The following is a 24,405-nucleotide window of genomic DNA, read 5'->3' on the forward strand; positions in this document are numbered from 1 at the left end:
TCGTCATATGTCGAAGCCCTCAAAGGCTCCGAACATCGTCCTTCACGCCGATCCCCGAAAGGTGCCGTCGGAACATCGCTTACAACGATCTGATCCTGCCGATGTGCTCGCCTTCCTATCTTGCCGAACTGCGCGCGATCTCACCGGATCCGCGCGAGCAGCTTCGCCATGCGCGGTTGATCGACAGTGTGAAGGCCTATTTCCGGTGGGATTATTGGCTGCCGTGCAACGGTATCCAGGGCGCCCGCATGACGTATCCCTATCGTTTCGACCGTTCGTCAATGTCGGTTCAACTGGCGAAGGACGGTGCAGGTGTGGTCCTGGAAAGCACAGCCCTCGCATTCGAGGACCTGGTGTCGGGTTCTCTGGTTCCGGTCTCGATAGAGTTCGAGGTCATCGAGTTTCCGGGATACTGGCTGGTCTGTCCTTCGCGGCATATGAACCGGCGCGCGGTTCGCCTGTTTTCGGACTGGGTGTCACGCGTGGGTAAGCGCGACACCGATCTGGCTCGCCGGTTTCTGGCGGAAAAGCAACTGCGCATATCGTTCGAACGACGGCCTCATTTCGGGGCACGGGATGACAAAGCGGCGCCAATGGCGTGAACAGTTCGGCGTTCAAGACATGGCAAGACGAAGATTGACAGCACGTTGCGGTTGAGGAGCTGGCAAAACCCAGGCTGTGTGCAAGCGAATGGGTTGGCCCCGCTTTTCCAGCGACCTTCCTCTTTTCCAACCCGACAACGACTGACTTACCTGTTTTCTGACGCAGCCGGAGACGGAGGCACTCAGTTCATACAGCCGTAAATTACCGGCGTCATCGTCCGTGCAACGCTACAGGGAATGCTCGACAGCATTGTAATGCCATTCCGCCGACGCGGCCATGGCTTCAATGAACGCGAGTTTGACGGTAGCGACTAAGCAACCGAACCGTGGCGCCAATGACCTTCTGAGCTTCCTCCCATTTCGGAAGATCTCGTTCCCCAACACGCGTGGCGATCGCGGCCAGTATCCAACCTACGCAGCTGATGTCTTCGGCAGCCTTCAGTTTCTCATGCTGCAGGATGCAAGCTTCAATGCCCGGTCGGGGCGGAGACCCGGGCGTAGTACGCTCAGCGATTAGCTGCAGACCGGCGTCGTAGGCGGCGCAAATTTTAATTCTATCGCCCCTTTCCGATTTCATCACCACATTCGCCCAAAGGGCCAACTCAGTTAAAAGATCGGTTACTTCATCTCTCATTAAAAACTGCCGCTGTTTTCTTCATGAAACGAAATTCCACGATCCAGATAGCGCGTGGCCCGGACAATGAGCGAGGTATTTTCGGGGTTTGTTGTTATCGAGCGAACCACTCCTTCTAAGCTTGCCGAGAATGTTAGTCAAAACGCTCAGTTTGCTCGGCAGGATCGCCGTCTAGACACAGCGGGCAAACATACGCATGCGGTTTCGTCACCACCAAGACCACCGATGGCTTGTGGCAGCGATCACAGGCAAAATCCCGGTGTGCAGTAGGCCAAACGTCATTTTCTATCTTTAGAGCACGGAGCCCCATCGTTTGGCAGCCGTCATCTTGCTGCCAGCCGGCGGAGGGCGCTGGGCTGGCACAGTGGTCTCGGGTTTAATGCGGAGGTATGGGAAAGAGAGGCTCTCCCGGCTCACTGCGCCAGCAACTCACAGGGGCGTCCCAGGTTGATTGGTGGCCCGTAGCGAGAAGACTCGATCGGGCGAGTTTGGCTGATACTCGCATTCTGACCGCCGAATTCAAGAATAGTGTTGCCCCTGAGATAACTCTTCGCGCTTGAGTTGCACGTATGCAACAGTCACTACCGACCTGCGAGGAGCGGAAAATCCCGAAACCTTGTCGGCGCCGCGAGAGGCCCCTTATTTGAAATCGCGTCTTGCCTTGCGACCTGGATGCCTCGCGCGAATATGCCGGTCTGATGGTACAGGCGAAGGCGACTGGTAAAGCGATCGGCAAGGCCGAAGGTTACGTCGCCGCCACAGCCGCTGCTCGCGAGTTCTTGTTCGTGGGCACGATCGGCATCGGGCGGGCCAGACCAAGATCGGCATGGCCAATCTCGCCTACAATCTCACCCGCCCGTATGGCACCAGGGGCGAACTGCGCCCGCATGACGACGAAGGCGGCGCAAACCGCCACCGCGATGCCAAAATCGGCAATCTCAACAACCAACTCCGAAGCGATCGCCGTCATCAGTCCACGCAGAAATCAGCGCGGCCCTACCGGTCCGCGAAACGCCGGTAGTACGAGGTGCCCAGGTGACTGGAGGCCATTCCTATGAAGGCAAAGCCTGACCCTATTCGTGATATTCTGAAGCGCCTGCAGTGGTGCTGGGTCACGTTCACTTCCCGCGCGATCTTGGCCGTCCATCAACCACGGCGCGTCCTTAGTTCCTCAATATTCACGACACTGTCGAAAATATACCCCGCGCCGCGCTCGGTGCGGATATACTGCGGGCGCGGCGCCTTATCCTGCCCCAACTTACGGCGAAGGCGGACGATAAGAACATCGATGCTGCGGTAGTAGACCTCCTGATCATAGACACGGGTCGCCATCAGAAGCTGCTCACGTGAAAGGACCCGACCTGGGTTCTTGAGAAAGGCCATCAGGAGGTTGAACTCGCCGGCGGTGAGCTTGACGTCAGGATCCGTTCCCCGGCGCAAGCTCCGACGCTTGGTGCTAACTCGCCAGTCATCGAAACGGTAGATGGTGTTTCGGTCACGCTCCGGCCGCTGGCGCATAGCGGCGCGCACGCGGGCGCGGAACTCCGTAAGCCCGAAGGGCTTAGTAATGTAGTCGCGAGCGCCGGTTTCGAGGCCAATCACCTTGTCGGCCTCATCTACGAAGTCACCGCTGATGATGATGATCGGAAGATCCCTCTTGGCACCAAAATCTCGAACGAACTGCAAACCGTCCTCTCGGCCGTAGCTCAGGTCGACAATTGCTAGATCAATCGCTTCAGAAGCCATATTGCTGGCGGCCTGCTGGCGGTTTTCGACCGCTCTGATGTTAAACTCATGCTTAGACAAGAAGCCCATAAGCGGTTCTCTCGTCGACGCGTCCTGACCGACAATGAGGATGTTCTTCATGGTCACTTCCTGTTGACTGCAGCTTGGGCTGCCGGGGACGGTAGTCAAATTAGTGACGCTCAGCAGGTGGGACAATCTTCATCAGGCGTATTGCGGAATAGCGCAGACAAATAGGTCCTATGCGGAGTTCCTGCTGCGCAACAGTGCCCCCAAAGCCTGCTAGTTTTTGATGGATTGTCCGTCCTCTGCGACCACTCGTTCGGCAGACCGGGTTTATCCCCGCTGAGATTCGTATCGCTCCGGTCCTCTGGCACCATCACTGGAGCGCTTTTGCACCCAACTTCCTCTCCCGGCGGCTCCAATTCAGTTCAGTTTTGTTTCAATTTAAATCGCTGAAAAGTTGACATTCGTATGGATTCGTCGAGATTTATTGATCAGACGCAGAACTCGCCTTGATGTTAATTCCACTGTCTACAGGAAACTCCTGATGCCAAACCTTTTATCTAATTCCAATCTCCTTTCTAGACCCATGCTATCCTTTCTTTTGAACTTGCATGTCTTATTGTGCAGATCGCTCAGGGGGCGGAGCTTTCATGAACGGCGGGATGTCCGAGAGCAGGAGAGTGGAGATGAGTAGACTGGTCGTAGTCTCAAACAGGGTTTCGCTGCCCGACGAGCATGGTTCCCCGCCGCCAGGCGGGATGGCGATTGCGCTGAGCGCTGCGCTCCGGCGAAGGCACGGCCTATGGATGGGCTGGTCGGGGAAGGTGAAAGCCGGGGAGGACCCGTCAGGGCCGATCTCACGCCGGGAGGCCGGCGGGATCAATTATGCGCTTACCGATCTCTCGCAGACAGATTTGGACGACTATTACTACGGCTTTGCCAACCGGGTTCTTTGGCCGGTTTTCCACTGCCGAGTCGACCTCGCCGAGTATTCCGAAGCACGAATGTCCGGATATCAGCGCGTCAACCGACTGTTTGCAAAGCTGTTGCAGCCGCTCATCAGCGACGACGACGTCATATGGGTGCACGACTATCACCTGATCCCGCTTGCGAAAGAACTGCGGAACCTCGGCTGCGGCAATAAGATCGGCTTCTTCCTGCACATTCCGTGGCCGGCGGCGGACATCCTCTTCACCGTACCGCACTATGATGATTTGCTACGCGGGCTTTCGTGCTATGACCTCGTCGGCTTTCATACCGATGACGATCTTAGTAACTTCGCCGAATGCTTGCGCCGTCAGGGGTTACCGGACCCCATCACAAACGGTGTGTGCCAAGCCTATGGACGTGTGTTTCGCTGCGGCGTTTTTCCGATCGGCATCGACACGGCCGAGTTCGAACGACTGGCCGAGCAGGCGGCGCGCAGCGAGACTCTGCAGGAGCCCTCTCAGAGGATTCCCGGTTGTAAAGTCGCGATCGGCGTCGACCGCCTCGACTATTCGAAGGGCATCGAGAAGCGCATCGTCGCGTTTGACCGCTTCCTGCGGAGCAACGACCACCGCATCGGCAAGACGCAACTGCTGCAGATCACACCGAAATCCCGCACGGAAATACCGGCATATCTGGCGATGCAAAAGGACGTCGCCGAGCGGGTGGGGCGCGTTGATGGCGAACTCGGAACGATCCATTGGATGCCCGTTCACTACATCAACCGGTCCGTTGGACCCAGCGAGCTCGCCGGTCTATACCGCATGGCACGCGTCGGCCTGGTCACGCCGCTCCGCGACGGCATGAACCTTGTAGCTAAGGAATATGTCGCCGCACAGGACCCACAGAATCCAGGTGTTCTCGTGCTTTCGCGTTTTGCCGGCGCAGCCAGAGAGCTAGGCGGAGCGATCCTCGTCAATCCCTACGATCCGGAAGCGACGGCGAGGGCCATCGAAGAAGCCCTGGACATGCAGTTAGATGAGCGGATCGATCGTTGGCGTGCGATGATCGGCCGGCTCCGCGAATACAACGTCTATCGCTGGTGCGACGACTTTCTGTTAGGCCTGGATCAGCGCTGAGCTTTGCCGCGTTCCTTGGCCTAGCTTCGCCAGCATGAGGCTGACCGCGACCAAGTGAATCAGGCAGCATTTCGGCCTCGCTGAGCGATGCCGAATGTGCTGACGCTTAGCGCGAGCACACCGCTTACTAAGACAAGAGGAGAAGGCCGTGGATGAGCTCGCTTGCAGTCGCGAAACTTCAAAAAAGCGGGCGCAGCCGTTTGTCGCGGAACCTCGCGCCACACGGCAGCGGCAAATGCTGGCGTCGATTGACCTGAACTTGCTGTTTGCGCTCGAAGCGCTGCTGGAACAGCGCAACGTCACGCATGCGGCTCGACACGTGGGCTTGAGCCAGCCCTCGATGAGCCGAGCGTTGAGGAGGCTGCGTGGCATTTTCAACGACGATCTTTTGGTTCGCGGCTCCATGGGCCTGGTTCCGACCCCGCAGGCCCAACGCTTGAGCCGAATGCTGCCGCCGGTGCTGGATGCGATCCGCGGGATAGTGAACGGCAGTCTTGCCCAAGCCAATTGGCGATCGAAGGCGATAATGGCGATGCCCGATCATCAAGGACTGGTCCTGCTGCCGCGGCTCCTGCCCCGGCTGCGCCAGCACGCGCCTCATCTGGACGTCGTCATCGATCCGCTTCTCTCCGGCGCGATGCGGCGGCTTGAGCTAGGCGAGATCGATTTGGCTATAGGGCAGATTAGCGCCTCGCCGCCCGGATACTTGAGGCGCAGCCTCTACTCCGACCGGTTTGCCTGCCTGCTGCGCCACGACCATCCAGCCCTGGCGCGGGAATGGACAATCGAGAGCTTCGCGGCCTTGCGCCACGCAGCCATTGCCTTGGACTCCAAAGACGGCTTCGGCCGGGTGCATGACGAAATGGTCAAGTTAGATCTCCAGGGTCGCGATCCGGTGTTGGTTTCCAACATCTTGACGGCCGCGTTGGCGATCGCGGCGACCGATCTGCTGTTGATTGTACCACGCCGCGTCGCGACCAGGATCGCCGCCTTGCTGCCGCTAGCGATTATGGATCCGCCTGTGCAATTGACACCCTATGAAGTCGCGCTGATTTGGCACGAGCGTTCCCATCGCGACCCGGAGCATCGTTGGCTGCGCCACGAGATCGCCGTCGCCGCGGCGGCGGGAACAGAGCAAAATATCCCAACTGGGAAGGCAAGTGACTGATGAGTCGCCTAGGCAAGAAACGTGATCCGAATCCGGGGCTATCGTCAGGATATGACGGAAAAAGTTTATTGCCCTGCTCGCCCGTTGGGAGGGGAAGCTGGCTCTGCTGTGCCAGCGCATTGAAACCGTGCCGGTTTCGACAATTTGAAGCGAGGCAACAGGGCCAGACGAGAAGGTATCATACGCCCAGCCATCTATATACAGGCCAAAAACCGCCTCTCTTCGACCGCCATTCGGCCGCGCCAAGCCTTCCACAGGCCAGCTTCCCATGGTGTCTGTGAGGTGCCTGCATGCTGGCAGCATATCTTGGCTCGGACCCCGAAGCATGCAAGTCCTTGGCACTAATCGCGAGTTCTCTGAGGCAGATCGATATCCTTGATCACCGTTTATTGCGGGCAGGGCGCTCCGCGCAGATCGTCATCGTCGATTGTCGCGAACCGATTCACGACAAGCACGGGCGTGCGAAGCTCTCGCCCGAACCTGTCAAACTGGCTCTGGTTCTGGAAGAGAGCCTGGATCGACAAGCGGTCTTCTCCAACGGGTATTCCGATTACCTGTTGTGGCCGCTCACCGAGCAGGAAGTCCTGCGCAGACTTACCGCCTGCATCGTTCAGTTCGCGCAGCGTTCTACCCCGCCTTTCTTCTCAGCCGATCCGATCGTTCAGAATTCATGCAGTCTGCTGGCGCAGCGGGTCGATCAGCAGATCACCCGCGTCGAATTGGCGCGAATGGTAGGGACCAACAGGACAACGCTCACCACCCGTTTCGAGACATCGTTTGGCTGCGGGCCAATGACTTGGCTACGGCGCTACCGGATGACGGAGGCTGCTGACCGGTTGCGTAACGGGCATGAAAGCATCGCCAAGGTCGCCGAATCCTTCAGCTACGAGAACAGCAACAACTTCTCCACAGCCTTCAAGGCGTTTCATGGCCTCTCGCCACTGCGCTATCGCAAAATGATACGGCGCAGAGAAAAGCCTGTCTAACGCAAAGGTGGGGGCCGGAGCGAATTGGTATAAGGCGACGCGGGCACGCAAAGATCATCTCATCTCCGAGGCGTTTCCGCGCTTTGGGCACCTTAAGCTCTCGACCAACGCTCATGTCTCACAGCAGGAGGATAAAGCATGTCGAACGCATTTTCAGTGAATGTTCAAGAGCATGAACAGCGCTATTCCAAAGAACACTATGAGGCGGCGTCCGCATTTTTCTACGCCAAGCCCCTTGTTTTGGCCCAGTTAGATGCTGCGCCCCCCAGTGACGACACGATCGCCAACGCTCAAGGGACAGTGCAGTTTCACCTCATCGGCCAAAAAACCGAAGATCCGACGTACAGCGGCACCCTCAATGAGAATCAGGACAATCTACTGGCAATAGGAGGAATTATTAACGACTACATGCATACCCATTATGCGAACATCGATGCACAGAAGCTTGATATCAACACATGGACCGATGTTGTTGGCAACATTCCAGATCTCTCTATGGGCAGGCAAAAACTGAAGAGTTTTTCAAAAAAGGTGGCCGGGACGTCGGTCTCAGCTACTTTCCTCTCGCTGATTGCCAAGGCGATCATTACCGACGGGGCATCGTTGCTGCTGGATTTCCAGTCCTTCCTTACAGAAATGGGGAATCTCACCTTCAGTGCAAACGGCAAGGCGCAGCGATACAAGGCGCTGACATGCACCTACCAGAGCTACCTTCTCGATAATGGGGCAGGCGGATATTACGACTACGGAGCAATCGTTCTGCGGCAGATCGAGTTCAAAGAGCACTTCCTCGAGCTGAAATCCTCTTGTTCGTCGACCCACTACGTCCGCGTCGACATGGACTATGCCGAGGTCACCAATCTCGTTCAGACCCGTCGGATCCGCAAAGGCGGCCCCGATCACGAAAACTTCCAGGAGCTTGTGAATAAGAACTCCACCGACCAGTTCAAGAAGGCCAAGAACTTTTTCAACGGTGGCTCGACGCCGCAACAAGACATCAAGCCGCAGGTCTGATCGTCAGGCCTTTGATCGCGAAAGCAGCGCACCCAACCAATAGCGTGGATTTGGACGAACGTCGCCCGCATCATGGATGCGATAGAGCGGTCCGGTAAGCCCTTGCGAACTACCGATGCTCTGTCGCGCCCCCGGTGCCGGCGAACTCCGGTCCCGCTTCCATAGGGAAGCAGACATGAACCCATTCGCAAAAACAGCTGCGGGCCTTTTCCTGGTGATCGGCCCGCAGAGCAGCCAACCGCTCGAGGCGGAGAGGATTTGCTCTGCCATGGTCCAGAAACTATTCGAAGACCAAACCCGGACTCTGGATTCTCGAGCATGGCAGAATGCCGCGCAAATGGTACCGAACCAGGTGGAAACCGCCACGACTTCAAGAACGCTAAACCGCACGATGGACGTGGCGGAATTGCCCAGTGCCTTTGCGTCAATTTGCGCGAATGCCGCCGACGGCAATGAAGCTGGCGTCGGTCTGGCAAAGGCAATCCGTAGCTATCTGAGCAAACACGGCGAACCGACGGCGTTCAATTGCCTCGTCCTAGATCAATCCGACTCCGCGGAAGTCCGTCTATCTTTAACCTGCCTTGCCGTGGTCGAACTTGGAAGCGCTGACAGTCTCGCCATCACCTCGATATTGCTCTCCGCATCGCTGAACCTGTCAAACGAGCAAACGCAATCCACTATCGCGCAGGTTTTCGGCCGTTTCAGCTCGCCGAGCGACTCACCGTACTACCTGCGCTTGTTCTCCAGCCGGCGGTCCCATAGTCAGAGACGTAGCGACATTCTGCAATAGACCCAAGGGCAAACAGAGGAATAGCTGATTGCGTCTGCGCCGCGTTGGTGGCTGCGGGAAATGACATCAAAAGGCTGCGCGAAGAAATAGCGTGGGAGGGCGAGGTGACCGTATAAACTGCGCATTTTCCATACAATTTCGGCCTTCGGGGAGACGGACTATGCACGATATTATCGACGTCCCGCAGAACGTCGGCGATTTTGCTGTGTGCTTGGCAGAATCTGGCGTCAATACAGTAATCCGGTACTACAACCATCGGAATAGTACACCATTTCCCTCAAAATGTCTGACAGGGGAGGAACTCGCCGCCCTTCATGGTGCTGGAATATCGGTAGCTGTGGCCTTCGAGCAGCGGGGTGGCGCGGGCGGCAATATCAGAGACTTGCATGGTGCGGCTGGAGAGCGAGACTCCGGTCGTGCGCTTGATCTGGCCGCCGCGTTGGGACAGCCCGAAGGCTCCGGAATCTATTTTGCAGTCGATTGGGACTACCACACACCACAGCATCTTGCACGAATAGCACCCTACTTCAGGAGTGTGCGGAATGCGTTGGCTGGCCGTTATCTCGTTGGCGTTTACGGATCGGGCACGGTCGGACACCACATGAAGCGCCAGGGGCTGGTGGACCATATATGGCTCTCTGGCTCGTTGGGATGGTCCGGAACGAGACAAGCGCTCAAGCAGGGGGATTGGTCGCTTTTCCAAAAGTTTATGGAAAAGCGTTCCGAGATCGGGGGCTTCGGATACGATGGAAATGTCCTCAATCCGGCCCTTGAAAACTTTGGTCAATTTGGGCCGGCAGGTACTCTCCCCTCTCGCGACGCGAAGGAACGTCTGCGTTGTTCAAAGTTGCTGCGCGAGGAGCGCTAAATCTTCGCTCCCGGCCGGGCAAGAGCTTTCGCATGGTCGATTCCTCCCGAACGGTACAAGGCACGCCCACGCCTTGTCACGCTGCACCGGAAGCTTCTCCCCCTGCGTCTTCGTCATCGATATCCCGGCATCGTTCATCCCTTCACAAACCGCTTGCCTTACGGCGCCATAATGGAAAGAGGATTATGAAAGGCTCCGCACCTGTATTCTCGTGGACACCCTCGGCCTTCCATAAACGACCGTTTGCGAAAGGAACCAGAGTGCTGATCGGCTACGCCCGCGTGAGCAGAGGCGACGACCAGTCGAACACGGCGCAGGCCAGGGCGCTCGCCGATGCCGGGTGCAAGCGTATCCTCAAGGAGGAGGCCTCCGGCGGTCGCTGGGAGCGGCCGGAATTGCACCGGGATGCTTGATCATTTGAGGGAGAGCGACACTGTCGTCGTCTGGAAGCTCGACCGTCTGTCTCGCTCACTCAAGGACGTTCTCACGATCATGGAGCGGATCGAAGCCACCAGCGCCGGTTTCCGCTCGCTGACAGAAGCGATCGACACGACGACAAGCCGGCCAGTGCCGGAACCGAGCGGCGCCGATCGTGCTGGTGAAGCGCCGTGACAGCTGCGGCGTTGCGGCGGGCGTGGCGTCGCAGCACGAGCGGCTCGGTTTCATGCTGCCCTACACGCCGTTGCATCATCTCTTGCTGCGGGCGCTGGACGGTCCGGTGGTGATGACCTCCGGCAATCGCTCGGGCGAGCCGCAATGCACGGACAATGACGAGGCGCGGCAGGAGCTTGCCGGGATCGCCGACTTCTGGCTGATGCACGACTGCGAGATTGTCAACCGGCTCGACGACAGCGTGGTGCGATTCGACGGGCACGGCATTTCGGTGTTGCGGCGCGCGCGGCTTCGCGCCGGAGCCGCTGGCGCTGCCGGCGGGCTTCGATGCCCCGGTCAGGGCGCTGGCTGCGGGCGGCGATCTAAAGGCCGCGTTCTGCCTGGCGGGCGACGGCAACGCGCTGCTGTCGCAGCATCTCGGCGACCTCGACGAGCTGAAGAACCAGAACGCGTGGAGGCAGGCGTTGGGGCTGTATCGAGGCCTGTTCGACACGAAGCCGGACCTCATTGTGGCCGACCGGAATCCGGGCTACCGTTCGACCCAGCTGATGTTACTCTGCCGGCGATGGTGATGAGGGTTTCGGCCAGGTGCTAAACATCATTGGCCGCTTCCTGCGCAGTCGTCGAACGTACGCGGGGCCAAACGTCTTCCCCCCACGGGTCTTTCCAAATCGTCACGCTCAACCTGTCTCAAGGGAGATCGTTGTCATCTCCTGATGCCGAATGTCTCAATTTCCCAAGTTTGGCAAAATTGAATCGCAGACTTTTGCAGCGTGCGAAGGTCAAGCAGTTTTGCGACAGTAGCAAAGAGCCCGAAGCCATCATCCGGACTCGGTGCTCCAATATATCGCCGCTAACGCCGGATGACGATAATCCCGGCCAGTGCGATGAGAATGATACCGAGCATGGAAGCCGCATCCAGACGTTCCGAGAACAGCACGACGCCCCATAGCACTGCGAAGGCTAGATATGAAAAGTCCCAAGTCGAGATGATCGAGGATGGTCCCAACTGGTAGGCGATGGCCGTGCCGACGCTGCCGATCAGCATCGTCATGCTCAAAAGCCCGATCAGCGCGCATTGGGTCCAGCCCATTGGAATCCACGCGCCCATGAACAGGCTTTGTCCACCCTCGCTCCCTGCCATCACGGTCGCCAAGCTAGCGCTGCCCCCGAGAACGATCGCTATCAGGTTGAAGATCAGCGCCAAAACGAAGGGGTTTTCGCCACGGCTCTTGGTGCGCGTCAGCACCATCGCCAGAGCGTAGAGAATTGCAGAAACCAGCGGCATCACGGCATGGATGCCAAGGTCGCCGGCCTGCGGCTTCTGCATGAGCAGCACACCGATGAAGCCGAGGGCGACTCCGACCCAACCTTGCACCCCGACAGGTTCCCTGATCCAGAAGGCCGCAAAAAGGGTAATGAACAGCGGGATCGTGTAATAGACCGCCGCCGCCATCGAGAAATCGAGGCGCGGTAGCGAAGCGTAATAGATCAGCAGGCTCGACAGAAGCAGGCTGCTTCGCACGATGGCCCAGCCAGGATAGGCTGGGCGCAACGACACCTGCGGAAAGCGCCATTTCAGGATCGAGATCAACAAGGGCAGCGTGACGCAGGACCGCAGGAAAATGAACTGCGACAGCGGCATGTCCGAGATCGTGACCTTGATGATCGCATCCGCGATGGAAAGCGTCAGGTCCGTGAAAACCATCGCCGCAATGGCGATGCCCACCCTGTCCGCCTTGGGGGCCGTCTGACTGATCGACATTTTTCGCGTTCCCTGCTTCGGGTGCCGAGGCTACCGAGCCAAGAACGTTCCAACAATTCCGATCATACGGAAATTTTGTCCGTGTTATTGTACAATGAGCAACGACACGAGAGAGGATGCGTCGCTTTGTACAGCGTGGACGACATGATCCTTCTGGCCGAAGTCGCCGAAACGGGCAGTTTTACCTGGATCTACCGCGCCGGCGACGGCGAGGATCCCGAGACCGGTTCCCATAAATGGTTCCTGCATGGGGTCTTTGGATGAGCGGGCCGCGCTATGCCGAGCTGCAGGTGACCAGCCATTTCTCGTTCCTGCGCGGCGCCAGCTCTTGCGACGACCTGTTCGCGCAGGCGGCCGCGCTCGGCATCGAGGCTCTGGCAGTAGTCGACCGCAATTCCCTAGCCGGCATCGTGCGGGCCCATCAAGCCGCCAAAGACACCGGCGTCAGGCTCATCGTCGGCTGCCGCCTCGATCTCATCGACGGTATGTCCCTGCTCGTCTATCCCACCGACCGGGCAGCCTATTCCCGGCTGTGCCGGCTTCTCACGCTGGGAAAGAAGCGCGGCGGCAAAGGGAAATGCCATCTCGAATGGAGCGACCTGGCCGACTATGCGGAGGGCCTGATCGCCGTTCTTGTCCCTGACCGAGCCGATGACACCTGTGCCCTGCAACTGCGTCGCGTGCGGGAAACCTTCAGTGATCGCGCCTATCTGGCGCTGACCCTGCGCCGGCGCCCCAACGACCAGCTCCGCCTGCATGGGCTTTCCAACCTCGCCACAAGAATGCAGGTGCCGACGGTGGTGACGAACGACGTGCTGTTCCATGAACCGGGCCGGCGCATCCTGCAGGATGTGGTGACGGCCATTCGCCACAACATGACCATCGACGAGCTGGGATTCCGGCGCGAACGTCATGCCGATCGGTATTTGAAGCCTCCGGAAGAAATGGCGCGGCTGTTTTCGCGCTACCCGGAAGCCCTTGCGCGCACGCTCGAGATCGCCCGGCAATGCCGCTTCTCCCTCGACGAGCTTGCCTACCAATACCCCGAAGAGAAGATGCTGCCTGGGCTGACGGCACAGCAGGCGCTCGAAAAGCTGACCTGGGAAGGCGCGGAGCGACGTTATCCCGAGGGCGTGCCGGATAAGGTCGTGGCGCTCATCAAACACGAACTGCGCCTGATCGAGATCCTGCAATATGCCCCATACTTCCTCACCGTGAACGCCATCGTGCAGTTCGCGCGCAGCAAGGACATTCTGTGCCAGGGCAGAGGCTCGGCCGCCAACTCCGCAGTCTGCTACGTGCTGGGCATCACCAGTATTGATCCCGAGCGCAACAATCTCCTCTTCGAGCGCTTCGTCTCGCAGGAGCGCAACGAGCCCCCGGATATCGATGTCGACTTCGAGCACGAGCGGCGCGAGATCGTCATGCAGTGGGTGTGCGAGACCTATGGCCGCGACCACAGTGCGCTGTGCTCGACGGTGGTGCGCTATCACACCAAGGGCGCCATCCGGGATATCGGCAAAGCGCTCGGCCTGCCTGAAGATGTCACCAAGCTGCTCTCCTCTCAGGTCTGGGGCCACGGCGAAGGCATCGATGAAAGCCGCGCCCGCGAGCTCAATTTCAACCTCGCCGATCGCCGGCTTCGGTTGACGCTCGAATTGGCGCCGCAGCTCGAAGGTACCCCCCGGCATCTGTCGCAGCATCCGGGCGGCTTCGTTCTGACCAATGACCGGCTTGATGACCTGGTGCCGATCGAGCCCGCCCGCATGGTCGACCGCCAGGTCATCGAGTGGGACAAGGGACGACATCGACATCCTCAAATTCATGAAGGTCGACGTCCTGGCGCTCGGCATGCTCACCTGCATGAAGCGCAGCTTCGATCTGCTCGCCGAGCATAAAGAGATCACGCTCGACCTCCCCACCATCCCGGCCGAAGACCCGGCGACCTACGCCATGATCCGCAAGGCGGACACGATCGGCGTCTTCCAGATCGAAAGCCGCGCCCAGATGTCGATGCTCCCGCGTATCAAGCCGCGCACCTTTTACGATCTGGTGGTCGAGGTCGCCATCGTGCGGCCCGGCCCGATCCAGGGCGACATGGTGCATCCCTATCTTCGCCGCCGCGAGGGCAAGGAGCCGGTGGAGTTTCCGACCCCCGAGCTCGAGCGCGTGCTCGGCAAGACTTTGGGCGTGCCCCTGTTCCAGGAACAGGCCATGCAGGTTGCCATGGTCTGTGCCGGTTTCTCGGCCGGAGAGGCCGACCAGCTGCGCCGCGCCATGGCGACGTTCAAGCACACCGGCGGGGTCAGCAAGTTCCGGGACAAGCTGATCGGCGGCATGATCGCCAATGGCTATACGCCCGACTTCGCGGCCACGACCTTCAAGCAGCTTGAAGGTTTCGGCAGCTATGGCTTCCCCGAAAGCCATGCGGCCAGCTTCTCGCTGATTGCCTATGCCAGCTCCTGGATGAAATTGCCACCACCCGAATGTCTTCTGCGCCGCGCTACTCAATTCCCAGCCGATGGGCTTCTACCTGCCCGCGCAGATCGTGCGCGATGCCCGCGACCACGGCGTGGAGATCCGTCCCGTCTGCATCAATGCCAGGCGATGGGACTGCACGCTCGAACCGACGGAACGGGAAGGAACCTTCGCGGTCCGGCTCGGCCTGCGCATGGTGAAGGGCCTGGCCAACGCCGGCGCAGCGGCGATCGTCGCGGCCAGGATGGACGAGCCTTTCGGTTCCATCGACGATCTCTGGCATCGGGCCGGCGTGCCCGCGGCATCGCTCGTCCAGCTCGCCGAGGCCGATGCTTTCCGCCCCCATCTGGGTCTGGGGCGCCGCGAGGCGCCATGGGCACTCAAGGGGCTGCGCGATGAACCCTTGCCGCTCTTTGCCGCCGCCTCGGCCCGCGAGCAGCAGACGGTATCGGAAATCCACGAGCCCACCATAGCGCTGCGGCCAATGACGGCCGGAAGGGAAGTGGTCGAGGACTATGGTCATGTTGGCCTCACCCTGCGCAGCCATCCGCTGACCTTCCTGCGCGCCGATCTTGCCCGCCGTCGCATTGTCACCTGCAGGGACGCGATGCAGGCGCGGGATGGTCGCTGGCTGGAGGCGGCCGGGCTGGTCTTGGTCCGCCAGCGGCCCGGCTCGGCCAAGGGGGTGATGTTCCTCACCATGGAGGATGAGACGGGCGCGGCCAATGTCGTGGTCTGGGTCAAGGTCTTCGAGAAGTTTCGTCGCGTGCTGCTCTCCTCCTCGATGCTTTCCGTCCGGGGCAAGATTCAGCGCGAGGGCGAGGTGGTGCATCTCGTCGCTCACCAGCTCACCGATCCCAGTGTCGGCAACCGTGAGACTCCGTTTCCGCTTCCGCATGGGCGCGGCGAGGAAGCCCATCACGGTGGACCCGGGATCGATCCGCGCAGCTTGCCAAAGGGATTTCGTCCCCGCGATCTGGTTGACCCGACCTTGCAGATCGAGCCAATCAAGGTAAAGACCCGGGACTTTCGATAATCATCCACCGACCACCTACCATTCGAGCGGACATGTCATCCGTTTGAGGCGGGCAAGTCGAGCTGCGTTTCTGGAGGACAATTGACCCCCAAAATCCTGCCGACCCTGGCGGTAAAATCCACCAGGGCGGTCCAGCAGTCGGAAAGCTACCTCGCCGGCAAGCACAACCAGCTCAATCATTTCGCATCGGTCGACGATCTGGTCACCGATGAGAAGCTGTTATCGAGTTCGGAGCGCAATGCGATTGAGCACCACATTGTCAATCTCCGCGCCGCCATCGCCCGCGCATTGTGGTCGCACGAGATCTACGTTGGGCGATCGGTTCTGGACGAATGCGTGCTGGGTGCGGGCAAGGCAGGCGGCGGCAACATCGCGGCGCGGGTGATCGCCCACCTCGCCCAGGCGGGCGCCGAGCGGCCCGGTTTCGTCCTCTATCCGCTGACCAGCTTCGGCATGAAAATGTCGCCGATCTTCCATCCCTCGTCCTCGCTGCAGGATTGGGTCGCCTTCCCTCGCGCAGGCTACGCCGTCAGTGGCCAGAAGCACTCGGTCAAAGCTGCTCATGCGCGGCTGGTCGAAATGGCTTCAGCCCTTGGGATCAGGCAACGTATTGCGTTTGAGGATGTCCGCCACTTCGCCTCACAAGCTGGGTGGCTGGATCGGAACCCTTTGATGCTCGTCCGCCTCACCTCGCATACCGGCGACATGTACGAAAACCAGTTCGTCTATTCGCTAAAGATCCGGACTGCAGCATCCGGGTTGCTCATGCTGCATGCACTTTCGGTCGAAAAGAGCGGCCCGGTCGACGGGTTTCACGCGACATCAAGCGTCAACAACTGGGAGACCCTCGACATCCGCCACTATCTCATCGGCGAGAACCTGCGCGGTCGGCCGATGAGCTTGCGGCGCGTGCCCATGAACGTCTCCGCCCTGGAGCTAGCCCGACTTTCCGACGTTGCCGCTATGATCTCCACCGACGAGCTCTCGACCACTCGGATGAAGCGGCTCTCGTCCGCGGTTGTGGCGGGGCTCAAAACCGTCGAGCAGGGCTATTTCCGTCATGTGAACCTGACCAGTAAAAACAAGGCTCAACAGCGTCTGTATAAGCGCTTTGTCACAGCGCTCGACTGGTATCGGCAGTCGTTCGGATCGCGCATCAACGAGTCCGAAGCCGTGGTCGCCATCGCGGTAGCCTTCGAGACCTTGCTCACCGATACCTACCAGAGGGGTGTTGCCGAGCGCATCGAGCGCCGGCTGGGTATCTGCCTCAAAGGCGTGCCCGGCGTGGGCGGTTATGAGCAAGCAGTTCTTGCCATCTACCACGCACGCAGCGAGATCGTGCACAGCGGCTCTCTGGGCCAACAAGCCAACATCATCGCCGCGCAGGCGGCCTTTGCCCGCTGCTTCTGCGCGCTCGTCTCGCGGCTCGCCGGCTGGACGCCGACGCCAGACGAGCCGATCCGCGACCTTCTGCAAGACGTCTAGGCGCCGTCCGAGGCGCCGAGCACCCGCCAAGTCGTCCCCTGCCGGCATGCGTGCTATATCCCCATCCTCATTGCCCCCTTTCGGGCGACGACCGGAGGGATCCAACAGATGTACAATTTCTTCGTTTCTGGCTGGGAGGAGGAATGGCAAGGGGCACCTTGCACCTTCGATCTGTCCCGATGCGTCAATCAGCATGAATACACCGACAAGCAGATCGCCGACAAATTCGGCGGCCTCGACCAGGTTGCCCTGGTCGAACTGACGCAGTTGCCGTGCATATTCGCTTATGAGACCGCCCGTGGCCTCGATCCCAAGTTCGGGCTCATACGGGAAGTGACCGTCCGACGCGGGCAAGCCGCATCGAGTATGAACTGATCCCCGTCCACCCCTTTCTGACCCCGACCGACTTCGACGCTCTCGCCTTCGAGCTCGACATCGGAAACTGGGAGATGAACCGCTCCCATTGGGCGGTCAAGGATGTGAATCTCCCAAGGGAGCTGCATGCCGCGCGCGGCATTGTCTTGCCGTCATGGACCCGACAGGCAGGGCGGGCCGTCGACATCACCCAGCACCTTTTCGACGTCGGACTCTCGTTTCCGGGGGAGGCCCGCGGATTAGTCGAGCAAGTCGCCCGCGAGCTCGAGGCCCGCATCGGCCCCAACGCCTATTTCTACGACAACAACTACGTGTCCCAACTGGCGCGGCCGTCGCTTGATACCCTGCTGCAGGACATCTACCGCAACCGTTCCAAGCTCATCGTTGTCTTCCTCGGCGCGGACTACCAGCGCAAGGACTGGTGCGGCGTCGAGTTCCGCGCCATCCGCGACATCATCATGGCCCGCGAAAATCAGCGCGTCATGTTCATTCGCGTCGACGATGGCGCCGTCGATGGCGTGTTCCGCACCGACGGTTATGTCGATGCGCGGCGTTTCAGTCCGGCTGAGATCGCCCAGTTCATCGCCGAGCGGCTTGCCCTCATCCCCTAGGCGTTGGCCAGCCAGCCAGGCGCCACCGCCACGGTGCGGCGGTCGACCATGACGTGGCGACGCTTCACCGCGCCGGGATCGGTAAGGCGCGGGGTCACCGAGACGATGGCGACCTTCCAGTCGGGCAGTCCCGGCTGCGGTGTGTGCATCACGCCGGACAACACGGTGAGGCCGCGGCGCTCCAGTTCCGCCACCGCCGCGAGAATGTCATGATAGAGATCGCGGCGGCCGCGCTCGGACGGCGTGGAATCCTCGACGATATCGGACAGGATGAACGAGGCCAGGTCGAGCCATTCGCCGAGATTGGCGATGTCGTCGTCATAGGTGTCGGGCACGCCGGGACGGTGGATCAGGTAGGCGTCGCATTTGGCGGCGTCGCGGATGGCCTTATGCGTCTTCATCGGCGCCACCGGAACCGGCTCGAGATGGCCGTAGGTCTCGATGAGCTGCTCGGCGGCCTTGTCGGCGCCGATCGGCAAGCGCGGCGTGGTGAACGCGCCAGCCTCATAGCCCAGCGCCTGGGCGATGCGGTCGAGCGCTTCCCGGCTCACCTTTTCGCCACGCTCGACACGCTCCACCGTGGACAACGAGACGCGCGCGAAGTCGGCGAGCGTCGTTGCCTTCCACTGCTTGAGATGCCGGCCCCAGCGCACCACCATGGCGACCAGTTCGATCGCCGGCGCGGTAGGGACATCGACCGGCTTGTTGGGCAGGTCATTGATCTTATCCAGAAGTTCCTGGGCATTCATGGAAGAAGTCTCCTTTCGTGCCCACGACCATGCCTCAGACCGGCCGGGAAAAAGAGACCGAAACGCCCTTCAGTCAGGCCGGGCCGCGGCCGCGTCATGCCCGGCCCTCCCGCACCATCTCGACCTCGAGCGAGCCCGCAGGCAGCGGGCGCAGCAGTTCGGCCTGCGGCTTGGTCAAATAGAGCCAGGCGGCCCAATCCTCGGGTTTCAGAACCACCACCTGGCGATCGTGGTAGGGCGCGATGTCGGGACCCGGCGAGGTTGTCAGCATGGTGAAGCCAACCGGATGATTGCCTTCGGCCTCGCGCCATAGCCCCGCGATAGCGAGGAATGGTGCTCCGGCCAGGCCGAATCGATACTGGGTCTTTGGGTATTTCGTGCCGACATATTCCAAGAACCCCGACGCCGGGATCAGGCAGCGATGACTCTTAGAGAAATCGCGGCCTTCCGACCGGAAGTTGAACACCGGGCCGCCCTTCGGCCGGCCGGGCGGAAAGCTGAAGTTCATCTGTGCGAGTTCGATGCCGTTGCCGGCGGCGCGCATCACCGGAGCGTTGCGGGTTTGCGCTCGACACCAAGGAGAGCACGCGCAAGGCGATAAAATATCGCCGCCAGAGCGAGATCGTCATCGTCATCCATGAGGGCAAGGGCTGGTTCGATCCGCTTTCGGACGCCAAGGGCGATATCTATTCGCTGCCTCGAAGGCTGCGATTTCCTCGGAGCATTCTTTCAGGTTGCATCACTGGTCGGCTTTGTGCCCTCGGAGCCTGCATGGACCCGGCAGTCCCGGGAACGGGAGCCGGACCTTTCCATCCCCGAACGCTGGCGGGCTCTGCGCAAGCCTTGGCGCGGATCAGCGACCTGGTGCTATCTACGCGACGATCGGCATATTCCTGAGCCGGTGATCCGCACCGCGATCACTCGGAACGACCTGCGCGAAGGCCCGTATGGCAGCATGTGGGCGGCACATACGGATGCGGCCGGCATCGTCACCGGTTGGGAGGAACGCGGCCCGGAATGGCGCGGCTTTGCGACGGGCGGCAGCAAGGTGGTGTTCCGGCTCGGTCCGGCAGACGCCGGCCGCGTCGAACGCGATGCTGAAACCAAGAACCGCGCAGCAGCGCCGACAACAACTATCGGGGAGCATTCCCGCCGTCGTCATGTGGACCCGCAGCGGCGCGCCCAGCCGGCACTCGGCATGCTGCCGCAGTGCCTCGACGTCCGTGCCCTCGGCTCCCGGAATGTAGATATCCAGTACGATCTCGCCCGTGCGTTCATCCGCGTAGGTTCCCTGTAGCCCAGGGAACTTGCCGCGGAACCATTCGAGGTTGTCGGCGTGGAGTTTTTGAAGCTCTTCACGCGTGTGCATCTGGCCGGCGATAAACGCGACCGTCAGCGGCTCGCCGCAAATGGTGAGCTTGCGCGTTTCGACCGGATCGTCGCGGGTCAAGCGCAGGACCAGCCTGCTGTCGACGCCTTCCTGCTGATCCCAGAACAGGCCGGCGAGCGAGACGCATAGGTTTGGCGCAACTCCCTGACGAGAGCGTGGCCCGTACTGAACCCGGAGCAGTTTTGCTCTTTCCGGCGTGTTCGCATCGAGCGCGGGCGTCGAACAGTCAAAGAGTGGATCGACCCTGTCGGGAGATTCCAGCTCGACGGCCATGGCCGTGGTTGTGCCAAGCAACATCAGTGCAATGACGGCTGTTGGTCGCATCCATGCATGAGAGCCGCTGCGTGCGACCAATGGGGAGGGAAATGAGGCGGCGAGAAGAAAATCAATTCCGGCTGCCGCATGCCCGCCGGTCGCCACAAGGGTGAAGCTTCGCCCGGCTGTTCATGCCCGCTCTGCGCGCAGCCGCCGGAAAAGGCGAGTTCGCAGCCTTCTACAAACGCCTCATCGCCAACGGCAAAAAGCCAATGGTGGCTATCGCAGCCGTCATGCGAAAGATCGTCGTCACCCTCAATGCGAGGCTAAGAGACGCCCTGATTCCTCAGAGTTGATGACCTAACATCGAAGAGCTGGGCGGCGGCGGGTTGCTATGATGCCCGCCAAAGCAATAAGTGCGATGCCCAACAACGATGCCGCATCCAAGCGTTCGGAGAACAGGACCACCCCCCACAAAACCGCAAAGGCCAGATATGAGAAATCCCAGGTTGAAATGACCGAAGGCGGCCCGAGTTGATAGGCGATGGCCGTTCCGACGCTGCCGATCAGCATCGTCATGCTCAAAAGCATGACCAATCCCCATTGGAACCAGCCCATCGCGATCCACTCACCGAGGAAACGGCCCCCGGTTGCGTCCAGTGCTTCGGCCGTGTCGCCCAACCCGGCCAGGCCGGTGACGGCACCACTGAGGCCAATAGCAATCAGATTGAATGTCAGGGCCAGGACCAAGGGATGCTCGCCTCGGCCCTTCGTGCGAGTGACGACCACCGCGAGAGCGTAGAGCATCGCCGATGTCAGCGGCAGCAAGGCAAAGATGTTCAGATCCCCGGCTTGTGGCTTGAGCATGAGAAGCACGCCCCCAAAACCGATCCCGACCCCGGTCCAGCCCTGAACACCGACGGGCTCCCTGATCCAGGCCGCAGCGAACAGGGTTGTGAAGAGCGGGATCGTGTAATAGACGGCAGCGGCCGTTGAGAAGTCGAGCTGTGGCAGCGAGGCATAGTAGAGCAGCAGGCTGACCAGGAGCAGACTGCTTCTCAGGATCGCCCAGGCAGGGAAAACCGGGCGTAGCGGGACCTCCGGGTAACGCAGCCTGAGGATCAGAACCAGGAGAGGAACCGTGATGCCGCATCGCAGAAAGATGAACTGCAATAGCGGCATATCGGAAACCGCGACCTTGATGATAGCATCGGCGATTGAGAGCGTGAGGTCGGTGAAGACCATCGCCATGATGGCAAGCCCTACCTGATCCTGCTTTGCGACAGCCTCATTTGTCGTCACGGAATAGCCCCAATCACTTCGGGATACCCGCATCGGGGAACATCCAGCGCATGTACATGCGATGAAATTGTCGAACCGTATCCTCACTCAGATTGCCGCTCAGCGGATCCAGGACATAATAGCCCATGTCGAAGCCGCGCTGGAACATCCCTTTTTGCACACTGCGGCAGATTTGCCGGTCCTCCTCGTTCAGAACGTCTAACCCCCATTTCGAGCGCGCGGCTTCCCGCTCCTTCGAGATGTTGTCGGGCGTGAGCGTCACGAACCGCCGTATGGAAGTTTCGGCCGAGACGGGCTCGACCCACGAGACCGAAAAGTTCTTCGTGCCCGGAAAGATCGAGAAGATGATGTTGGGGAAGAGGAACCAGAAATGTCCGTCAACGGCATCCTCCTCCAGATTAATCGGATAGGCCGCACTGGTCTCTTTCCCGCCGGAAGGGACGAACTGATAGATGAAATTATCGTGCAGAGTGAAAGTCGAGCGTTTTGCGTCCATCATGTCGCAAAAGCTCTTGTGGGCAGTCTCGCAGTGGTAGCATTCAAGAAAGTTGTCGATCGCGATCTTCCAGTTGCACTCGTAGTCGCCCCCGAAATAGCCGACGCCTTCACGCACCTTGTAGCCGCTCAGGTCGGGGATGACGCTGGCGATGCTTGATGCCAGCTCTGCAATATAGTCTGAGAAGGGGGCGGCGCCCGCATCGAGGTTCACGAAGACAAAACCCGCGATAAAGCCCACTTGGACAGGCTTCAGACAGATGGCCGAACCCACAAATTTCTTGTCGTCGCCACTTTCCCTAGCTGCTACCAGCCGCCCGGTAAGGTCGTAGCTCCAAGCATGATACGGACAGGTGATGACCTTCTTCTCACCGCGGCCTTCCAGCAGTAGATGTCCGCGGTGAGGACAGACGTTGAAGAAAGCCCGGATCTGCCCGTCCTGTTCGCAAACCACGAACACGCACTGATCAAAGATTTGCAGTGTAACGAATGCGCCTTTCTCCAACAGGGCGGTTTCATGGCAAGCGTAGTGCCAGCTTTTCATGAAGATGGCCTGTTTCTCGGCCTCAAAAACCTCGGGATCGGCGTAGAAACTACCCGGCAGCGTTCTCGAATGGGCCACTTCCTGGGGTGGATAAGGAACATTGATCTTCATGGCAAACCCCTCTGGTCAGCTGCGTGTGAAACCTCGGCAGGCCGATCTCTGAAGCAGAGCTTTCTATCTCCTTGGAATCCGCTGCCAACCGATAAGCAGGTATTGAACGCCGGTCTCTTTTGAGGAGCTAACGTTGGGTGATTCTGTATTGGCACGGACTGCCGCAAACCTTCGCCGCAAGATACTCGTAGGTAGCTGGATCAGCCGACGGGGTAATAGCTGAACACCAAGACGCTGAGCAGCTTTGCAATATAGCAGACCATGACTGCATGACCTTCAACCAGGATAAGCGCTGTTTTTGCTACTGGGCTCGCATCCTTTGCCTTGTGTGACCGGATGAGCGTAGGTCGGCCTCAGCTCACTCTGTGATCGATGACTCCAGGCACTAGGAGCCTACGATCTTTGCCAACATCCCTATCCCCCTCGGGAAATGCCTAGGGTTTCGTTGGAGATAAGGTGCGTAAAATGCTGACGTGAGCAGCGGATGATCCGGAGGCAAGGTGGGAAATCCCCCGACTGTTTTTCGGCAATTTGCTGCCGAACAAAGACAGGCCGATACCCAGATGCACTCAATCTCCGAGGTGGCGTAGTCCCAGGTCACCTCGACATCAGGTGAGATTTCCCGAATAGCGATGAAACTATAGGCTCCGAAACGGTTAGGCACGATGGCAAGATTCGGATCACAAGAGTGATTCGAGAATATCGCCGGCTTCTCAAAGATGGCATGAACGTTCCAATCCATTTGAATCGAGTATATCGACCTAACTTTTTCCAGGCGGTGAACTAGCCCAATCATAACAATTTCGCCGGGCAAGAAACGACGAGCGGCGAACACGCCGCGCCCTCTCTCGTCGCCTGCATCGCGGACCCTCACGTTGCGGACATTGATTCTCCTCGCACAACCAGCATGGTCTGATAAGATAGAGGCGCATTTCTTTACGCGTGGATTTGGCACGGAACCATTCTTCCAACATGACATTTCAAACTAGGCACTGATCTGAACTTATGAGACGGTCAGTTCCCTTGTAAAAAGTGCATCAAGATCCGTGCCAATTTGCCGTTCGCCCGAACAAGCTCTTTTTCGCCGACTTTCAGCTATTTTGCCTGAGCCAGGGTCAGATAATGGCTGTGGCGGACGGTACAAACGAGACAATTAATGTCGGAAAGCGTCGATCGAGCTGCCTGTACCTCGACTAGCCGAAGAGCCCAGAAGGAGTTGTGAGTGAAGGTTTCGACAAGATGGCTTAAATGCCTACAGTTCGCCGCGCCGCTCCCGCTGTTTCGCTATTAGAATCGCGGGAATCGAGTCCTCGAACAACA

21 protein-coding genes and 4 pseudogenes are annotated in these 24,405 nt (G+C 59.6%); 17 read left to right on the forward strand and 8 right to left on the reverse strand.

The window, feature by feature from the left end:
- Positions 1-602: LysR substrate-binding domain-containing protein (locus NKJ12_RS28560; RefSeq protein ID WP_352706701.1), on the forward strand; the 602-nt coding region annotated here is incomplete at its 5' end.
- Positions 603-1,981: 1,379 nt separating this feature from the next.
- Here the strand turns inward: NKJ12_RS28560 and NKJ12_RS28565 are convergent.
- Both NKJ12_RS28565 and NKJ12_RS28570 read right to left on the reverse strand, forming a co-directional pair.
- Positions 1,982-2,206, reverse strand: coding sequence for a hypothetical protein (locus NKJ12_RS28565; RefSeq protein WP_023722452.1), 225 nt, complete (start codon positions 2,204-2,206; stop codon positions 1,982-1,984).
- A 176-nt stretch (positions 2,207-2,382) separates the two neighbouring features.
- Positions 2,383-3,102, reverse strand: a complete 720-nt coding sequence (locus tag NKJ12_RS28570; protein WP_352706704.1) for a winged helix-turn-helix domain-containing protein — start codon at positions 3,100-3,102, stop codon at positions 2,383-2,385.
- Between the two features lie 569 nt (positions 3,103-3,671).
- On the opposite strand from NKJ12_RS28570, the gene NKJ12_RS28575 reads away from it, so the two are divergent.
- The 10 genes and pseudogenes from NKJ12_RS28575 to NKJ12_RS28615 all read left to right on the forward strand — a co-directional run bounded on the left by NKJ12_RS28575 (position 3,672) and on the right by NKJ12_RS28615 (position 11,061).
- A complete protein-coding gene (locus NKJ12_RS28575) occupies positions 3,672-5,051 on the forward strand; it encodes an alpha,alpha-trehalose-phosphate synthase (UDP-forming) (RefSeq protein WP_352706706.1) in 1,380 nt (459 codons plus the stop codon).
- 235 nt (positions 5,052-5,286) lie between these two features.
- Entirely contained in the window at positions 5,287-6,219 is a 933-nt protein-coding gene (locus NKJ12_RS28580; RefSeq protein WP_352706768.1) for a LysR family transcriptional regulator, read from the forward strand.
- Positions 6,220-6,509: 290 nt separating this feature from the next.
- Positions 6,510-7,205 (forward strand): helix-turn-helix domain-containing protein, encoded by a 696-nt coding sequence (locus tag NKJ12_RS28585; protein ID WP_352451774.1) that lies wholly within the window; start codon positions 6,510-6,512, stop codon positions 7,203-7,205.
- 138 nt (positions 7,206-7,343) lie between these two features.
- Positions 7,344-8,219 (forward strand): Evf family palmitoylated virulence factor, encoded by an 876-nt coding sequence (locus NKJ12_RS28590; protein ID WP_352496684.1) that lies wholly within the window; start codon positions 7,344-7,346, stop codon positions 8,217-8,219.
- Positions 8,220-8,394: 175 nt separating this feature from the next.
- On the forward strand, positions 8,395-9,009 hold the full coding sequence (locus NKJ12_RS28595; protein WP_352706709.1) for a glutamate acetyltransferase: 615 nt from the start codon (positions 8,395-8,397) through the stop codon (positions 9,007-9,009).
- A 160-nt stretch (positions 9,010-9,169) separates the two neighbouring features.
- Positions 9,170-9,877: a DUF1906 domain-containing protein gene (locus NKJ12_RS28600; protein WP_352706711.1), complete on the forward strand. Its 708-nt coding sequence runs from the start codon at positions 9,170-9,172 to the stop codon at positions 9,875-9,877.
- Between the two features lie 281 nt (positions 9,878-10,158).
- Positions 10,159-10,290, forward strand: a complete 132-nt coding sequence (locus tag NKJ12_RS32350; RefSeq protein WP_502905748.1) for a hypothetical protein — start codon at positions 10,159-10,161, stop codon at positions 10,288-10,290.
- On the forward strand, positions 10,283-10,489 hold the full coding sequence (locus NKJ12_RS32355; RefSeq protein ID WP_502905749.1) for a recombinase family protein: 207 nt from the start codon (positions 10,283-10,285) through the stop codon (positions 10,487-10,489). Before NKJ12_RS32350 ends, NKJ12_RS32355 begins: the two co-directional genes overlap by 8 nt.
- Before the next feature lie 22 nt (positions 10,490-10,511).
- Positions 10,512-10,715, forward strand: a pseudogene (locus NKJ12_RS28610) (Sua5/YciO/YrdC/YwlC family protein); the annotation flags it as partial.
- Entirely contained in the window at positions 10,708-11,061 is a 354-nt protein-coding gene (locus NKJ12_RS28615) for a hypothetical protein (protein ID WP_352706714.1), read from the forward strand. The pseudogene NKJ12_RS28610 and the gene NKJ12_RS28615, both read left to right, overlap by 8 nt.
- A 281-nt stretch (positions 11,062-11,342) precedes the next feature.
- Here NKJ12_RS28615 and NKJ12_RS28620 read toward each other — a convergent pair whose 3' ends face one another.
- Entirely contained in the window at positions 11,343-12,254 is a 912-nt protein-coding gene (locus NKJ12_RS28620; RefSeq protein ID WP_352706716.1) for a DMT family transporter, read from the reverse strand.
- Positions 12,255-12,380: 126 nt separating this feature from the next.
- On the opposite strand from NKJ12_RS28620, the gene NKJ12_RS28625 reads away from it, so the two are divergent.
- From NKJ12_RS28625 to NKJ12_RS28640, 4 genes and pseudogenes are all read left to right on the forward strand, one after another.
- A complete protein-coding gene (locus tag NKJ12_RS28625; RefSeq protein WP_352706775.1) occupies positions 12,381-12,518 on the forward strand; it encodes a hypothetical protein in 138 nt (45 codons plus the stop codon).
- Positions 12,515-15,768, forward strand: a pseudogene (locus NKJ12_RS28630) (error-prone DNA polymerase). Before NKJ12_RS28625 ends, NKJ12_RS28630 begins: the two are co-directional and overlap by 4 nt.
- A gap of 81 nt (positions 15,769-15,849) precedes the next feature.
- On the forward strand, positions 15,850-17,253 hold the full coding sequence (locus NKJ12_RS28635) for a hypothetical protein (RefSeq protein ID WP_352706718.1): 1,404 nt from the start codon (positions 15,850-15,852) through the stop codon (positions 17,251-17,253).
- Positions 17,254-17,361: 108 nt separating this feature from the next.
- Positions 17,362-18,239 (forward strand): annotated as a pseudogene (locus NKJ12_RS28640) (toll/interleukin-1 receptor domain-containing protein).
- Here NKJ12_RS28640 and NKJ12_RS28645 read toward each other — a convergent pair.
- Together NKJ12_RS28645 and NKJ12_RS28650 are read right to left on the reverse strand one after the other, a co-directional pair.
- Positions 18,236-18,988, reverse strand: a complete 753-nt coding sequence (locus NKJ12_RS28645) for a helix-turn-helix domain-containing protein (protein ID WP_352706720.1) — start codon at positions 18,986-18,988, stop codon at positions 18,236-18,238. The pseudogene NKJ12_RS28640 and the gene NKJ12_RS28645 overlap by 4 nt on opposite strands.
- A 94-nt stretch (positions 18,989-19,082) precedes the next feature.
- The gene (locus NKJ12_RS28650; protein WP_352706723.1) at positions 19,083-19,532 is read right to left on the reverse strand and encodes an SOS response-associated peptidase family protein; all 450 of its coding nucleotides are present in this window, start codon (positions 19,530-19,532) and stop codon (positions 19,083-19,085) included.
- Between NKJ12_RS28650 and NKJ12_RS28655 the strand changes: the two are divergent.
- Together NKJ12_RS28655 and NKJ12_RS28660 are read left to right on the forward strand one after the other, a co-directional pair.
- Positions 19,499-20,075, forward strand: a pseudogene (locus NKJ12_RS28655) (DUF3991 domain-containing protein); the annotation flags it as partial. The gene NKJ12_RS28650 and the pseudogene NKJ12_RS28655 overlap by 34 nt on opposite strands.
- A gap of 249 nt (positions 20,076-20,324) precedes the next feature.
- Positions 20,325-20,507 (forward strand): hypothetical protein, encoded by a 183-nt coding sequence (locus tag NKJ12_RS28660; RefSeq protein WP_352706725.1) that lies wholly within the window; start codon positions 20,325-20,327, stop codon positions 20,505-20,507.
- Positions 20,508-20,993: 486 nt separating this feature from the next.
- On the opposite strand, the gene NKJ12_RS28670 is transcribed toward NKJ12_RS28660, so the two are convergent.
- The 3 genes from NKJ12_RS28670 to NKJ12_RS28680 form a co-directional block, all read right to left on the reverse strand.
- On the reverse strand, positions 20,994-21,935 hold the full coding sequence (locus tag NKJ12_RS28670; RefSeq protein ID WP_352706727.1) for a DMT family transporter: 942 nt from the start codon (positions 21,933-21,935) through the stop codon (positions 20,994-20,996).
- Positions 21,936-21,948: 13 nt separating this feature from the next.
- Positions 21,949-23,085, reverse strand: a complete 1,137-nt coding sequence (locus NKJ12_RS28675; protein WP_352706729.1) for an aromatic ring-hydroxylating oxygenase subunit alpha — start codon at positions 23,083-23,085, stop codon at positions 21,949-21,951.
- A gap of 385 nt (positions 23,086-23,470) precedes the next feature.
- A complete protein-coding gene (locus tag NKJ12_RS28680; RefSeq protein WP_352706731.1) occupies positions 23,471-24,064 on the reverse strand; it encodes an SET domain-containing protein-lysine N-methyltransferase in 594 nt (197 codons plus the stop codon).
- Between the last annotated feature and the right edge of the window lie 341 nt (positions 24,065-24,405).

Source organism: Mesorhizobium sp. M0195 (assembly GCF_040322115.1).
Lineage (GTDB): Bacteria > Pseudomonadota > Alphaproteobacteria > Rhizobiales > Rhizobiaceae > Mesorhizobium.